This is a genomic window from Alphaproteobacteria bacterium (assembly GCA_035625915.1).
In the GTDB taxonomy this organism is placed as follows: Bacteria; Pseudomonadota; Alphaproteobacteria; order JACZXZ01; family JACZXZ01; genus DATDHA01.
This window is the reverse complement of sequence record DASPOR010000112.1, coordinates 1-14,349: the sequence shown is the minus strand read 5'-3', so window position 1 is coordinate 14,349 and position 14,349 is coordinate 1. Positions and strand designations below refer to the sequence as shown.

At 62.2% G+C, this 14,349-nt stretch carries 15 protein-coding genes; 14 read left to right on the top strand and 1 reads right to left on the bottom strand.

The window, feature by feature from the left end; genetic code table 11:
• The 12 genes from VEJ16_09065 to VEJ16_09010 all read left to right on the top strand — a co-directional run.
• The coding region (locus VEJ16_09065) for an aminotransferase class III-fold pyridoxal phosphate-dependent enzyme (protein ID HYB09807.1) at positions 1–628 on the top strand (628 nt) is incomplete at its 5' end.
• 155 nt (positions 629–783) lie between these two features.
• Entirely contained in the window at positions 784–1,896 is a 1,113-nt protein-coding gene (locus VEJ16_09060; GenBank protein HYB09806.1) for a mandelate racemase/muconate lactonizing enzyme family protein, read from the top strand.
• A gap of 40 nt (positions 1,897–1,936) precedes the next feature.
• The gene (locus tag VEJ16_09055; protein ID HYB09805.1) at positions 1,937–2,329 is read left to right on the top strand and encodes a RidA family protein; all 393 of its coding nucleotides are present in this window, start codon (positions 1,937–1,939) and stop codon (positions 2,327–2,329) included.
• An 85-nt stretch (positions 2,330–2,414) separates the two neighbouring features.
• Positions 2,415–3,545: a D-2-hydroxyacid dehydrogenase gene (locus tag VEJ16_09050; protein HYB09804.1), complete on the top strand. Its 1,131-nt coding sequence runs from the start codon at positions 2,415–2,417 to the stop codon at positions 3,543–3,545.
• A gap of 55 nt (positions 3,546–3,600) precedes the next feature.
• A complete protein-coding gene (locus VEJ16_09045; GenBank protein ID HYB09803.1) occupies positions 3,601–4,983 on the top strand; it encodes an aspartate aminotransferase family protein in 1,383 nt (460 codons plus the stop codon).
• 497 nt (positions 4,984–5,480) lie between these two features.
• The gene (locus VEJ16_09040) at positions 5,481–5,666 is read left to right on the top strand and encodes a hypothetical protein (protein ID HYB09802.1); all 186 of its coding nucleotides are present in this window, start codon (positions 5,481–5,483) and stop codon (positions 5,664–5,666) included.
• Between the two features lie 28 nt (positions 5,667–5,694).
• A complete protein-coding gene (locus VEJ16_09035; GenBank protein ID HYB09801.1) occupies positions 5,695–5,928 on the top strand; it encodes a hypothetical protein in 234 nt (77 codons plus the stop codon).
• Between the two features lie 138 nt (positions 5,929–6,066).
• Positions 6,067–7,419 carry an aspartate aminotransferase family protein gene (locus tag VEJ16_09030; protein ID HYB09800.1) on the top strand — a complete coding sequence of 451 codons (1,353 nt, stop codon included), beginning with the start codon at positions 6,067–6,069 and terminating at the stop codon, positions 7,417–7,419.
• Positions 7,420–7,565: 146 nt separating this feature from the next.
• Positions 7,566–8,375 carry a transporter substrate-binding domain-containing protein gene (locus VEJ16_09025; GenBank protein ID HYB09799.1) on the top strand — a complete coding sequence of 270 codons (810 nt, stop codon included), beginning with the start codon at positions 7,566–7,568 and terminating at the stop codon, positions 8,373–8,375.
• Positions 8,376–8,626: 251 nt separating this feature from the next.
• Positions 8,627–9,388 carry an amino acid ABC transporter permease gene (locus VEJ16_09020; protein HYB09798.1) on the top strand — a complete coding sequence of 254 codons (762 nt, stop codon included), beginning with the start codon at positions 8,627–8,629 and terminating at the stop codon, positions 9,386–9,388.
• On the top strand, positions 9,385–10,302 hold the full coding sequence (locus tag VEJ16_09015; GenBank protein HYB09797.1) for an amino acid ABC transporter permease: 918 nt from the start codon (positions 9,385–9,387) through the stop codon (positions 10,300–10,302). Before VEJ16_09020 ends, VEJ16_09015 begins: the two co-directional genes overlap by 4 nt.
• An 11-nt stretch (positions 10,303–10,313) precedes the next feature.
• Positions 10,314–11,066 (top strand): amino acid ABC transporter ATP-binding protein, encoded by a 753-nt coding sequence (locus tag VEJ16_09010; protein ID HYB09796.1) that lies wholly within the window; start codon positions 10,314–10,316, stop codon positions 11,064–11,066.
• Between the two features lie 113 nt (positions 11,067–11,179).
• Here VEJ16_09010 and VEJ16_09005 read toward each other — a convergent pair whose 3' ends face one another.
• The gene (locus VEJ16_09005) at positions 11,180–12,202 is read right to left on the bottom strand and encodes a glycosyltransferase family 9 protein (protein HYB09795.1); all 1,023 of its coding nucleotides are present in this window, start codon (positions 12,200–12,202) and stop codon (positions 11,180–11,182) included.
• Between the two features lie 203 nt (positions 12,203–12,405).
• Between VEJ16_09005 and VEJ16_09000 the strand changes: the two genes are divergently transcribed.
• Positions 12,406–13,170 carry a methyltransferase domain-containing protein gene (locus VEJ16_09000; protein HYB09794.1) on the top strand — a complete coding sequence of 255 codons (765 nt, stop codon included), beginning with the start codon at positions 12,406–12,408 and terminating at the stop codon, positions 13,168–13,170.
• 197 nt (positions 13,171–13,367) lie between these two features.
• Positions 13,368–14,349: ABC transporter substrate-binding protein (locus tag VEJ16_08995; GenBank protein ID HYB09793.1), on the top strand; the 982-nt coding region annotated here is incomplete at its 3' end.

The following is a 14,349-nucleotide window of genomic DNA, read 5'->3' as shown; positions in this document are numbered from 1 at the left end:
TGACGAGATCATCACCGGATTCGGACGCCTCGGCACCATGTTCGGGTCCGAGTATTTCAAGGCGATCCCCGACATCACTTGCTGTGGCAAGGGGATGAGCGGGGGGTACGCACCGCTCGCCGCGATACTCATCCGCGATCGCATTGCGTCGGCCTTCTATGGCGAGGAGGAGGAAAACGTCCAGTTCCACCACGGCCATACCTACGCGGGCAATCCGGTCGCCTGTGCCGCGGGAATCGCAGCACTGACGCAACTGATTGAAAAGGACCTTGTCGGCAATGCGCGCCGGCAGGGCGAGCGCTTACGTCAAGGGCTCCTCCGCCTGGCGGAGCGCTCTACGATCATCGGCGATGTGCGCGGTGCTGGGCTATTGCAAGGTGTCGAATTCGTCAAGAATCGCGATACGCACGAACGCTTCCCGCTCGCGGTCAGGCCCGGAAAAGCGGTCGAACGGCAAGCGCGCAAACGGGGTCTCCTCCTCAGATGCGGCAACGACTTCGCAGCATTCGCACCACCACTCGTTGTGACCGCCGATGAGGTCGATGCGATGATCAAAATCCTCGGCGAGAGCATCGCCGCGGCGGAGTCGGAGCTTCTTCACACGCGGCCGGGAATCGGTGGCGCTTGACGCATATCGCTTTCGCGCGCGCTCGGGCGCGCCGACGTCTGTCATCGCACCGCGACATCGCCGTGGCTCATCGATGATTCCGGGTGCCGTGCGGTGCATCCGCCGAGGTGGCGATGCAATCGCCGCAAGAGGCGACTGTCAGGGAGAATAGGGAAATGAAAATCACCGACGTCGAGGCCATTTATCTGAGGCTTCCCGAAATCCAGAAACGCACCGATAGCTCCCAGGATGCACTCCTGGTGAGGGTCAGCACCGACGCGGGAATCGTCGGTTGGGGCGAGGTCGACGGCTGCCCCTGGGTCGCGAAGGCGATCATCGAGGCGCCCTACTCCCATACGCTTGTGACCGGCTTGAAGTCGCTCCTGGTCGGCGAAGATCCGATGGATACGGCGCGACTCTGGGACAAGATGTACCAGAGCACGCTTTACTACGGACGCCAGGGTGCCGTGATCCAGGCGATGGCCGGCGTCGACCTCGCCTTATGGGACATCAAGGGCAAGGTCCTCGAGAAGCCGGTTTGCCAGCTTCTCGGCGGCGCCTTGCGCGAGCGGATGCGGGTTTATTCGTCGAACATGTTCCAGTTCACGCCGGAAGCGACTGCGGAGCGCGCCAAGCGCGCAATCGACACCGGGCATAGTGCGGTCAAATTCGGCTGGGAGCCGTTCGGGCGCGACCCTAAGACCGATTGCCGCTTTCTCGATGCGATCCGCAAGGCAATCGGCGACGACAACGACCTGATGCTCGACGTCGGCCTCGTGTGGGACGCGAAGACGACGATCCAGCGTGCCGAGCTCTTCACCGACTACAACCTCTTCTGGATAGAGGAACCGCTTCATCCCGACGATTATCAGGGCTATGCAAAGGTTTCGGCCGCCTGCAGTCAAAAGATCGCCGCCGGGGAGGAAGAATGCACCGTCGTCGGCTTCGCACGCCTCATCGAGGAGGGCGGCATCGACGTCGTACAGGTAGACCTGACGCGCTGCGGCTTCACGCAAGCCATGAAGATCGCCGATCTCGCCCATCGCCTGGGCCGCAAAGTGTGCAACCACAACTTCACCACCGACATCAACACCGCCGCGTCGCTACATTTCCTCTGCGCCATTCCCAACGCGCTCGTGATGGAGTATTGCGTCGAGCCCAGTGAGATTTCGCGCAAGCTCGCCAGGGACCCGGTGAAGATCAAGGGCGGCTACGCATATTTGCCCACGGCCCCGGGGCTCGGTGTCGAACCCGATCCCGCCGTGATCGAAAAATACCTGGTGAGATGAGAAGTCCAAGGACGCCCCAAAGGACGGAGGATCGCCGACGATGCCAAAGGAAGTGCTGACGCCAGACAATCTCGCCTTCCAGCCGCGGCCGAGCTATCCCTATTCGCCCGGCACGAAAGCGGGCGGCTTCATTTTCACCGCGGGACAAGTCGCCTGGGACGCCGCTGGGAAAGTCGTTGGCGTGGGCGACATCCACGCCCAAACCCGGCAGACACTGAGTAACGTCCTCTCGGTTCTTGCGAAGGGCGGGGCGAAGCCGCAAGACGTTCTCAAATGCACGGTCTACCTTTCGGACAAGCGTTATTTCCAGGACATGAACGAGGAATTTCGCAAGGTGTTCCCGACCGACCCGCCGTCGCGGACGACGGTGGAGGCAAGGCTGGCCGATCCCGAAATGCTCGTCGAGATCGAGGCCATCGCGTTTGTGGGCTAGCTCTTGCGGGCGAAACCGTTCTAACGTGCGCGCCACTCCCGGGGTCCTTCTCCGGCTCGGGCGTGCAATCGATGGGGTGGATAGCATGGCGGGCACTCGCAAAATCGTACCCGGCAAGCCGGGCGCAAAAAAGAGCCGGGTCAAAGGTGGCACTTCTGCCCGGTCCAAGGCCGGGACGTCCAAGACTGGGGCGTCCAAGACCGCCCGGCCGCAAATTCGCACGCGTCAGGATCGGCCGCTCCGCGTGCATGTGGAACACGATCCCGCGACCGACGAATCCCAGCTTGTCACCGAGGCGCGCTTTCGTGAAGGGGCGAAGCGCTTTCCGGGCGTCTTGTCGGGCCTCAAGGTGAGCTATGGGTTCGACCCCGCGAAATTCGACGCGGGCGTTGCGGACGCCGACGTGCTCGTGGCAGTCGGCTATTTCGACATTTCGAACTTGCGCGCTCGCGCCCCCAGGCTCCAATGGGTCCAGTCGACGAGTGCCGGGGTCGAGAAATTGGCTCCGTATATACCGTCGGGCGTTACCCTGACGAACGCGAGCGGCGTGCATGCGCCGCGGGGCGGGGAATACGGCATGACCGCGATCCTCATGCTCAACAGCCGCGTGCCTGCCTTCGTCACGAACCAGAAGGCCGCCCGTTGGACGCAGATTTACACGACGCCCGTCGCGGGCAAGACCGTCATCGTTTTGGGCACGGGCAGCATCGGGGGGGAGACGGCGCGGCTTGCCAAGCGCTTCGGCATGCGCGTCCTTGGCGTCAGCCGCTCCGGCCGACCGCACCGCCACTTCGACCGCACCTTCACGCCGAAGCAACTGCGGAAAGTCCTGCCTGAGGCCGATTTCGTGGTCGTCACGTTGCCCCACACGCCCGAGACGCGCGGCATGCTGGGACGCGCCGAACTCGACCTCCTGCCGCGCCACGCCGGCATCGCGAACGTCGGCCGTGCGCGCGTGGTCGACTACGATGCGCTGGTCGAGAAGTTGCGCAACGCAGAGCTTTCCGGTGCTGTCCTCGACGTTTTCTACGAAGAGCCGCTGCCGCCCAACTCACCGATGTGGTCGGTTCCGAACCTGATCGTCAGTCCCCATTGCGCGGTCGACGACGAGAGCGTCTATGTCGCCCGTTGCCTCGATATCTTCTTCGACAATCTGAAGCGGTTCCGCGCAGGGCGAGCGCTGCGGAACGTGGTCGACACCGAGCTCGGCTATTAGTCGAGCGGGACGGTTCGCCGAACACTGGCAAGGGCGTTGCTTCGGGAGGAATGAGATGGCGGACTCTGGATTGACCAACTCGCGAATCGTCGCGTCTTACAAGGAAAAGACGCCGGGCTCGGCGACGCTTGCAAAGCGAGCGAGTGAGCTGTTGCCGAGTGGTATCGCCCATGATGCGCGCTATGTCGAGCCCTACGGCATCTACGTCGATCGCGCAGAGGGGCCGCACAAATGGGACATCGACGGCAATCGCTATGTCGATTATTTCGGCGGCCATGGCGCGCTACTCCTCGGGCACAACCACCCGAAGGTCATCGAGGCGACGCGGCAGGCGCTCGAAAAGGGGACGCATTTCGGCGCCAATCACGAGGCGGAAGTGCGATGGGCGGAAGCGATCCAACGCCTGGTGCCTTCGGCCGAGCGCGTGCGCTTTACCTCTTCGGGCACGGAAGCAACGCTGATGGCCGTGCGCCTCGCTCGCGCTTTCACGGCTCGCGACACGCTTGTCCGTTTCAAGACGCATTTCCACGGCTGGCACGACCACATGACATCGGGCTATGCGTCCCATTTCGATGGCTCGGCGACGCCAGGCGTGCTGGAAGGGGTCGCCGGCAAGGTGATGCTGCTCGATCCTTGGGACATTGAGGCGGTGCGTGCGTGCCTCACCGGAAACGACGATATCGCGGCGGTCATTCTTGAGCCTACCGGCGGGTCGTTCGGTTTGGTTCCGATGCGGCCCGAATTCGTGCGGGAGCTTCGCGACCTTACTGAAAAGCATGGGGTGGTTCTCATCTTCGATGAAGTGGTCACCGGCTTTCGTGTGTCGTCCGGCGGGGCTCAGGCCGCATTCGGCGTGAGGCCGGACCTTTCGAGTTTCGCGAAGATCGTCGCCGGTGGGCTGCCGGGTGCTGCCGTCGCAGGGCGAAAGGAAATTCTCGATCGCCTCGACTTCGCAGCGACTCGCCGGCAAGGGCAGGAGAAAATCCAGCATCCCGGAACCTACAATGCGAACCCTGTCTCCGCCGCGGCCGGTGTCGCCGCACTCGAAGTCATCGGCACGAGCGATGCTTGCACACGCGCCAACGACACCGCCGCAAATATACGAAGCGAGATCAACGAGGTACTCGAGCGTCAAGGCGTGCCATGGGCGGTATATGGGACCTACTCGGGCTTTCATCTCTTCATGAACCCGAAAGGTCGCGCGATATCTCCGGGAAAATTCGACCCTTACTCCGTGAGCTACGATGAACTCAAGGCGCTGCCGACCGACCTCGCGAACAAGCTGCGCCTCGCCATGCTGGTCAACGGCGTCGACGTAACCGGCCGTATTGGCGGAGTGGTCTCGGCAAGCCATGGCCCCGAAGACGTCGCGGCAACCAGGGCCGCCTTCGAACATTCCATTGAAATGCTCAAGCGCGAGGGCGAGCTTCCCGCCTGAACGCATACCGTGGAGCCGGCCTCGGCCCTGCCGCTTTGCGGGCCGCGCCGAAGCCCGAATCAATTATTCGAGTGCCGTCCCTTTCACGCCCTGCGGGGGGAAGGGCGGACATGGTTAACGAAAAAATCTTCCTTCGGCGCGCTTGGCCTGCGTACCCGGAACCCTTCAAATCCGGTCTTGGCATAGCCTAACCGGATATGCCGGCGTGGCACGATCATTGCTCCGGAAATTCGTGGCTATTACGCGGCAACGGGCTTCGCAAGATTTGGCAATGGTGTCAGCGAGGCCGGTCGCGTAGCCGGAGGAAGTGCTATGCGGCTCGCATGGGAAACTTTCGTGATCGGCGCGGTAACGGGATTGGCCCTGATCGCGCTTCTCAATCTGGTTGGTGTTTCAACTTTGGTATTCGGTGTGCCGTAGGCGAAAAATATTCGCTCAAAGGCGGATAGAGGTCGGTCGGTGGTTCGACAATGGCGTGGCGGGAGACCAACGATACCATGAAGAACGGCGAGGTCATTCTGTTCGCAGGCGATCTCACCGCCGACGGGCTGGTGGCGACTGTTTCGGCGTTGTCGCGAGGCGGTGTTGCGATCTACGTTCAGGGGGCCATGACGATCGGCAAAGAAGCACGGCGACGGGTCACGGCCGCTGCGCGCGGGACTATCCTCTTCGACGATGCGTAAGGTGTGTGCGATGCGCGAAGGGTCGTCCTTGAAGAGTTACGAACGGTCGGGTGGAAGTACTGCACCGCGGGTCGAAATCGGCCATTGCTACAAGAGGGTTGGAACCTTTCCGAGGATCTGGCGCGTTGTGGAAGAACAGCTCGACCGGGAGGGATCGCGCCATTTTCGACTGAGCGATTGGGCAAATCCCGCCAACGCCAAGTTGGTTGCGGAGCGAGCCCTCGCTAATGAAAGCCTCTATCGGCGCGTGACGACGGTTTAGACCCACAGCGCCTGTCACCATTTCCGCTCCTCAGAATCGGTCGAATCGCTGAGACCTGTCAGCGTCGGAAATCGCGGCGCCGAGTCGACAATCCGACCGTTTCCGCATTAGCTTGAGGCATCAGAGGAGGGCCGGACGATGGTTGTGGAGCGAAGCAACGACGAGCGGGAGCTTCTTGCCAAGGCCCAGCGCTACAGTTTCCGCGCGAGGATGGACAAGAAGACCGCCGAAGGCCCGGTCTTCGCGTCCGCCAAGGACTCGGTCGTCACCGACGTCAACGGCAAGAACTATCTCGATTTCAATTCGGGTCAAATGTGCGCGGCCCTCGGCCACAATCACCCCACGGTCGTGGCGGCGATCAAAGAGGCGTGCGACACGATGATCCACGCTCATTCGAGCCACTACAACGTGAAGGAAATCGAACTCGCCTACCGTATCGGGCAAATCATGCCCGCCCCCTTGGAGAAGAGCGTCTTCGGCGAGTCCGGCTCGGACGCCAACGAACTTGCCATGACAATCGCCCGAAAGGCGACGGGCGGCTACGAGATCGCGAGCCCTCACTTGAGCTTTCACGGTCTTTCGGAAGCGACGCGGTCCGTCACTTACGCCGGTTGGCATGCGGGTCATGGGCCGCTCATGCCCGGCACGCATGCGATTGTCGCACCCTATTGTTATCGCTGTCCCCTGGCGCAGACATTTCCCGCCTGTGAATTCGCGTGCCTGAGGACGAGCTTCGAGCTGCTCGACGCGCAGGCGACAGGCCAGCCCGCCGCCGTCATCACGGAACCGCTCTTCAGTGCGGGCGGCGTGGTAGAGCCGCCCCCGGGATGGCTCAAGGTGCTCGCGGAAATCTGTCGCGCGCGCGGGATGCTTCTGATCGTCGACGAGGAACAGACGGGGCTCGGCAAGCTCGGTGCGATGTTCGGTTTCGAGCGCGACGGTGTGGTGCCGGACATCGTGACAATCGCCAAGCATTTCGGTGGCGGTGTCGGTATCAGTGCGGTGACGACCTCGGCTGCGATCGAGGAGAAGGTTATCCGATCAGGATTTGTCGCTACTCATTCGCACTCGAACGACCCGCTCATTTGCGCAGCCGGCATCGCGAGCATCGATGTGATCGAGAAAGATGACGTGCCGGCCAAGGCGCACGCGATTGGGGTCGCGATGCGTGAACGCCTCGAGGCACTTCAGCAACGTTATGAGCTCATCGGCGACGTGCGGGGCCGCGGACAGCTCACCGGTGTCGAACTCGTGCGAGACCGGCAAACGAAGGAGCCTGCGAGCGAGGCGGGCAGGCTGATCCACAAGATGTGCTTCGAAGGCGGTCTCATCTTCAGCCTGCGCCGAAATGGCAGCGTGCTGCGCTTCGTGCCGCCGGCTACGACCCGGCTCGACCAAATCGACCGGGCGATGGAGATATTGCAGGACGCTCTCGAGGTGGCGAGCGTCAATCGCAGGCGGACGCCGGTCTCGACCCCCAAGGCCCTTTAGTTTACCTTGCCGTTGCCGCAACGACGCAACCGTCGGCGCCGGGTGGCAACCGGCGAATGCTTTGCGGCGCCGCGCGTGACGAGAGCAATCGGGCTTCGAGGCGAACGACCTTTCGCCGCCGCGGCGAAAGCTGTGTGGAGGAGGAAATGAAGAAAACTGTACGGACCACAATTCTGCTCGCACTGGCCGCAACGCTCGGTTTGGGTGCGGCTGCCGCAAAAGCAGACGCCCTTGACGACATCAAGCAGAGAGGAACGCTCACGGTCGGCGTCAAGGCCGACTATCGCCCATACGGCTACCGCGATCCCTCAGGCGCAATCGTAGGTCTCGAGCCCGATCTCGCGGCGGACATCGCCAAACGTCTCGGCGTCAAGCTCGAGCTGGTGCCGGTGGTTGCATCGAACCGAATGCAGTTCCTGGAGCAAGGCAAGATCGACGTCATGATCGCCACGATGACCGATACGCCGGAGCGGCGAAAGGTCGTCCTGATCGTCGATCCCGACTACTACGCTTCGGGCACCAACCTGCTCGCGCCGAAGTCGGCGCACTTGACCGATTGGAGCCAGCTCAAGGGCAAGTCCGTCTGTCTCATTCAGGGATCGTTCTACAACAAAGAGCTTCAGGAGACTTACGGGATCGAACCCGTCGCCTTCAAAGGTACCGCCGAAGCCTATGCCGCACTCAAGGCCGGGAACTGCGTCGGTGTGGCCTACGACGACACCGCCCTTTATGGCCAAGTCCTCGACCCCGATTGGAAGGACTACGAAGTACCGCTCAAGTCGATCCTTGCGCAGCCATGGGGCCTTGCCGTCAAGCTCGGCGAGACGAAGTTCGCCGACTTCATGTCGGCCACCATCAAGGATTGGCACAAGAGCGGGCTGATCCTCGAGCTCGAGAAGAAATGGGGCGTGCCCAATTCGGCCTTTGCCGTGGAAATGCACGACAAGTTCAAATGAGCGTTGCGCACTGTGTGCGCCAAGAAAACAGGGACTGGGAAAGAACAGCGCGATAACCGAAAAGTCGGCGCCGAGGATGTGGCCCCGACTGGCCGCCACTTAAAACAAGACATCAGCGTCCCGGCGACGCTGCGAGGCGCCCGACGGGGAACGCTGGATTTGATTAAATAAGGCGGCCGGTGACCGAGAAGCCGCTGCGATCTTTGGATCGTGAGAGGGCGGCTTGCGCGGAGGCTTTGGGGGGCTGTCGCTTGCAGGCATTTTGGAAATGGTTTGCCTGGCTGCACGACCGCACGGGCATCAACCTTACGATCTTCTACGATCCGTTCGATCGGCATCGCTTCGCCGAAGGGTTTTTGACCACGGTCGAGTTGGCCGCGACGTGCATCGTCTTCAGCTTGCTCATCGGCGTGATCGGCGCCTGGTTGCAAGGCTCGAAGCTCAAGGTGCCGCGCCTCATCGTCTACTGGTACATACAATTCTTCCGTAATACCCCGCCGCTTGTGCAGCTCTATTTCTTCTATTTCGGCGTCGGCGCGCTGATAAAGGGTTCGGCCGTGGGCGGGGTTGCAGCACCGCTCGTGAGCAACTTCGCCTGGGCGGTCCTATCGCTCTCATTTTATGCGGGTGCATTCAACGTCGAGATTTTCCGTTCCGGAATCGAGGCAGTACCCCGGGCGACCATCGAGGCCGCGTCCGCACTCGGCTACACGCGGATTCGCGCCTACATTCACGTGGTCCTGCCGCTCGCGTTCAGGATCTGCCTGCCCGGCCTCAACAACAACCTCGTGAACCTGGTCAAGGCGACCTCGCTTGCGTATGCGATTTCGGTGCCGGAGATGCTTTGGGTCTCGAGCCAAATCTGGTCCGACGAAGTGAACGTGCCGGAGATGATGATCACGCTTCTTATCTGCTATGTCGCCTTGGTCGGCGTCCTGGTGTTCGTCATGCACCGCTGGGAGAAAGCGATGCGCGTACCCGGATTCGGTGCGGCCGCGGGGCTAAGATCATGAGCCGGGCGCTGAAGGGGTCCGGGCGGCACTTGCCGTTCACGGCGGCCATTCCACAAGGGACCGATTTGCCCGTGCTGCTGCCCGCCGCGGCGCGCGCCGCGGGCCGGGCCGCGGCGGAGCGGGGCTTCGGCTTCATCCTCCCACAGCTCAAGCTCCAGCATGGCATCTTCCTGGTCGTCGTCTTTATACTCGCAGCCGGTGTGGCTGAAGCGCAAAACGCGGCGACGCATCCCTCGATCGTGGCCACGCTATTGAAGTGGACACCGGTCCTCTTCGGCGGCTTTTTATTCAATCTTTTGATCAGCGTCCTTGCCATGGCGTTCGGCACAGCGGCTGGCGTTTTCCTGGGCCTTGCGCAAATCTCGCTCCTCGCATCCGTTAGAGGGACCGCTAGGTTCATCACGCATTTCTTCCGAAATGCGCCATGGCTCGTCCTTCTTTTCTTTTGCATGCTCTTGCTGCCGTTCCAGGTGCGGATTTTGGGCGTCACGATTCCGCTGCCCGATTGGATCAAGGCGACGTTCGGCCTGGCACTGCCCGTCATGGCGAACGTCTCGGAGATCGTGCGCGGCGCCATCCAATCGATCCCGACTGGACAATGGGAGAGCGCTGGCTCGCTCGCGTTCACGCGGCGGCAAACGATCTGGATGATCATCCTGCCCCAGTGCGTGAAGCGTATGCTGCCGCCTTGGATGAATCTTTACGCGATCCTTGCCATGGATACGGTGCTCGCCTCGATCGTCGGCGTGAGCGAAGTGATGACGCTCACCGGAGACATCCTTGCCGCCGAGAACAATCGGCCCGAGCTGATCCTGCCGTTCTATAGCTATATCCTGATTTGGTTCTTTCTCTATTGCTACCCGATCGCGCGCTGGACGGTGCGTCTTGAGCGAAAGTTCGCGGTCAACATGTGAGGGAATAGGAGATGACGCCACAGCAGGGCCCGCCGATCGTCAGCATCCGAGACGTCCACAAATCGTTCGGTAACTTCGAGGTCCTCAAAGGCGTATCGATGGACGTGAGCAAGGGGGAGGTCGTGTGCATCATCGGCCCATCGGGATCGGGTAAATCGACGTTGCTGCGCTGCATCAACGCCCTGGTCGCCGTCGATAAGGGCACCATCCGCGTTGCCGACTATGAAGTGCACAATCTCAAAAAAGACAAGGAGCTTCTCGCCTTGCGGCGCGAGGTGTCGATGGTGTTTCAGCAATACAATCTCTTCCCTCACAAGACGGCACTCCAAAACGTAATGATGGCGCCGATCCACGTCCTCAGGGAAAACAAAACGGAAGTCGAAACGCGTGCACGCGCGCTTCTCAAGAAAGTCCGACTCGAGAACAAGGCGGATTCCTATCCGGGCGAACTTTCCGGCGGGCAACAGCAGCGCGTTGCGATCGCGCGCGCGCTCGCAATGCGCCCGGAGATCATGCTGTTCGACGAGGTAACGGCAGCCCTCGACCCAGAAACCGTCAAGGAGGTGCTTGTCACCATACGGGAGCTGGCCGAGGACGGCATGACATGTATTCTCGTCACTCACGAGATGGGTTTTGCGCGTGAGGTCGGCGACCACATGTACTTCACGGACCACGGGGTGATCGTCGAGCATGCGCCGCCCGATGAGTTCTTCGCCAATCCGCGCGAGGCGCGCACGCGCGAGTTCCTTTCACAAATACTCTAAGGGGTGTCATTCGCGGGTGGCGCGCCCGGCGCGATCGCACCCCGATCCCTCATGCTCCCCGTCCAAGAATCGAACGCGGCACGGGTCTCGTAGGCGGCACTTCCTCATCGCGTTTAATCGAGGAGTCGGGAAAGTCCTTCGAGTACCGTCTCGAGAGGGAGATTTTCGAGGCGGCCACGCGACGCGCGGAGAGTGGCGACACGCCGTCCGACCGGGTGCCAGACCGCCGGATCGGTTGGACCGAAGAGGGCTAACGTCGGGCACGCTCGCGCCGCGAGATGGGTAATGCCGGAATCATTGCCGACGTAGGCGCGCGCGAGGGAAAGAAGCGCGAGCACCTCGCGAATCGGGCGATCGAGCAACACACGTGGGCGATATCCTCGCGGCAGTGCAGTGCGCACTTGACGCCAAACTTCCGCATCGGCAGCGCCGGCGATGAATATGGGCGCCACGCCGCACCGTTTCTCGGCCGCGAGGGCGAGTTCGACGAATCGTACCGCCGGCCATCGCTTTGCCGCACCGCCACTCCCGGGATGAATCGCCAGGATGCCCGGCGGCGAAATTGGCGCCAAATCGAGATCGTGGAAGACGCGCTCCACCTCGGCCCGTTCGATGCGCAAGTGCGGGCTTTCTTCGAGGGTCCTTTGGGTGGCCGGCCATGCGGATTGCGTATCGCCACCCTCGAGATGACGGAGCGAACGAAGGAGCCGACTCGCCGCATGCGCAGGTCCCGGTGGCCAGTGCCACTCAGTGAGATTTTCTACCGGCGCCGATTCGCTCGCAACCTCGTCTTTGGTCGCCGGCGTGGCTGCCGCGAGCGCCGCGATACCGAGGGTGCGCAAGGCTCTCTCGACACGCGCGCGCTCTTTGCCGAGGAGCACGATTGCTGTGTCGAACCCGCGCGCCGCCGCTTGCGCATTGGGAGCGAGGGATGTGCCGTCGGCGAAAAGGCCAAGCCATTCGCGGCCGGCGATGTCCAGGAGTTCGATGCGGCCCGGCGCGAGGAAGGCCCAGGACGACGGTGCGCCAAGCACGCCGATGCGTGCGGGTTCGGCCCCGACGAAGGTCTCCAGAAGCGGCAGCGTGAGCACAGCGTCGCCCACCGCACCCGCCCGCACGATCAGGATGCTTCGCACGGCATTCTAATTGCGCCCGCCCGCGGGCGCGCGCAATAGCCTTCGGGTGCCGGATGGCGACCGATTATGCGCGGCGTCGAGTCCATCCCCGTCTTTCATGGGTACTGCGACAGAGGCTTAGGATTACGGCAGCACCTGATCCGCTATAGATTTGCGTGGCGACAAGCGAATGTTGCTTTCCATCATGGCGAGGGGGTCATTCGATGAGCTGGAATCCGGAACTATACCTCACCTTCGACGACCACCGCCTGCGGCCGGCCCTCGATCTCATCGCCCGGATCCCCCTCGATGGCGTGCGACGAATCGTCGATCTTGGGTGCGGGCCGGGTAATGTCGAGCCGCACCTTGCTGCACGTTGGCCCAGCGCCGAAATCGTCGGCGTCGACAACGCGCCGAGCATGCTCGAGCGCGCCGGGCAGGACTATCCGCGCTTCAAGTGGGTGCTTGGCGACATCGCGGCATGGCGCGCCGACGCACCGGTCGACCTGATCTTCTCCAATGCCGCCCTTCAATGGCTCGACGACCACGAGCGGCTCTTCCCGCACCTTCTCGACCAGGTGGCGCCCGGCGGCGCGCTCGCCATTCAAATGCCGCGCAATTTCTCTGCACCCTCTCATGTCGCCATCCGCGAAACGATCGAGAATGGGCCTTGGCGCGAGCGGCTTGCCCCTCTCGTTCGGCCGGAGCCGGTCCGCTCGCCCGAGAGCTACCATCGCATGCTGGCGCCGCATGCTCGGACGCTCGACGTCTGGGAAATCGAGTATCTCCAAGTCCTAAGCGGGCAAGATCCCGTCGTCACGTGGACCCGCGCTACCGCCCTTCGCCCCTACCTCGACGCACTCGAGGCGGGCGCACGCAGCGCCTTTGAGGCCGAATATCGGGCGCGCGTTCGCGTCGGTTATCCGCCCGAACCCGATGGAAGGACGCTTTTTCCCTTCAAGCGCGTCTTCGTCGTCGCCGGAAAGTAGTTTAGAAGGCTCTTTTCAACAGTTTTTGTGACATACGGAACTGGCTTGCCAGCTATGCGCCATGTGATAGGGTCTCGCGGCGTCGGCAAGTGCAGTTTGCCGGATCGACGGAACGAACGAAGAAGCCCCGAGGATTAGGGTAGCACGGCCAAGCGCCCCATTCCGGACGGACTCTAGAGCCATAGGGAGTGAGACGCATGCGAATGACGCCATATACCTTCGGCATGAAGCGCAGGACGCTGATCAAGGCGGGGCTGGTGCTCGGTGCCGCTCAGGTTGCGAGCCCCTTCATCATCCAGGCGCGCGGCGAGGAGCCGATAAAGATCGGCTTCAACGACCCGCTTACCGGGGTTTACGCGGCTCTCGGCAAGAACGAGCAGATCGGCTGCGAGTATGCAATCGGCCAGATAAATGCCAAGGGCGGCATTCTCGGCCGCCAGGTCAGCCTTCTCGTCGAGGACTCGACGAGCGGGGACGTGGGTACTGCCGTGCAGAAGGCCCGGAAGCTCATCGAGCGAGACAAGGTCGACTTTTTGCTCGGCAACGTGAACTCCGCCATGGCTCTCGCTCTCGGCCAGGTCTCGAACGAGCTCAAGACGTTTCACATCGTCACCGGCGGCCACACGGATGCAGTGACGGGTAGCGATTGTCACTGGAACGTCTTCCGCGTGTGCAACACGACCCAGATGGAGGCGAATGCCGTCGCCGGCACGCTTATCAAGACCGCCGGCAAAAAATGGTACTACATCACACCCGACTACGCCTTTGGCCATACGCTTCAAGCGGGCCTTGAAAAGGCTGCCGCGAAGTTGGGCGGCTCAAAGGTCGGCGAAGACGTTGTTCCGCTCGGGACCGCCGATTTCTCGTCCTATCTCATCAAGGCCCAAGCGGCAGGTCCGGATGTCATCATCTTCCTGACCGCCGGCGACGATGCGGTGAACTCACTGAAGCAGGCCGTGCAATTCGGCCTCGATAAGAGGTTCCATATCGCGGGCGCTCAGCAGGAGCTCGAGGTGCTCGAGGGACTGCCACCCGAAGCGCGCATCGGTACCTGGGTCTTCGAGTGGTGGTGGCGTCAGCCTGGCGTGCCCCATGTCGAGGAGTTCGTCGCCGGCATCAAGGCAAAGACCGGCAAGGTGCCCACCGCGCGCACCTGGTTTGGATACGTGGCGGCATCGA

Bases quoted from the DNA above. Each gene is read 5' to 3' on its own strand.
- VEJ16_09015 (HYB09797.1), top strand. From the start codon at position 9,385: ATGAGCCGGGCGCTGAAGGGGTCCGGGCGGCACTTGCCGTTCACGGCG.
- VEJ16_09025 (HYB09799.1), top strand. From the start codon at position 7,566: ATGAAGAAAACTGTACGGACCACAATTCTGCTCGCACTGGCCGCAACG.
- VEJ16_09050 (HYB09804.1), top strand. From the start codon at position 2,415: ATGGCGGGCACTCGCAAAATCGTACCCGGCAAGCCGGGCGCAAAAAAG.
- VEJ16_09030 (HYB09800.1), top strand. From the start codon at position 6,067: ATGGTTGTGGAGCGAAGCAACGACGAGCGGGAGCTTCTTGCCAAGGCC.
- VEJ16_09000 (HYB09794.1), top strand. From the start codon at position 12,406: ATGAGCTGGAATCCGGAACTATACCTCACCTTCGACGACCACCGCCTG.
- VEJ16_09060 (HYB09806.1), top strand. From the start codon at position 784: ATGAAAATCACCGACGTCGAGGCCATTTATCTGAGGCTTCCCGAAATC.
- VEJ16_09040 (HYB09802.1), top strand. From the start codon at position 5,481: ATGAAGAACGGCGAGGTCATTCTGTTCGCAGGCGATCTCACCGCCGAC.
- VEJ16_09045 (HYB09803.1), top strand. From the start codon at position 3,601: ATGGCGGACTCTGGATTGACCAACTCGCGAATCGTCGCGTCTTACAAG.
- VEJ16_09055 (HYB09805.1), top strand. From the start codon at position 1,937: ATGCCAAAGGAAGTGCTGACGCCAGACAATCTCGCCTTCCAGCCGCGG.
- VEJ16_09010 (HYB09796.1), top strand. From the start codon at position 10,314: ATGACGCCACAGCAGGGCCCGCCGATCGTCAGCATCCGAGACGTCCAC.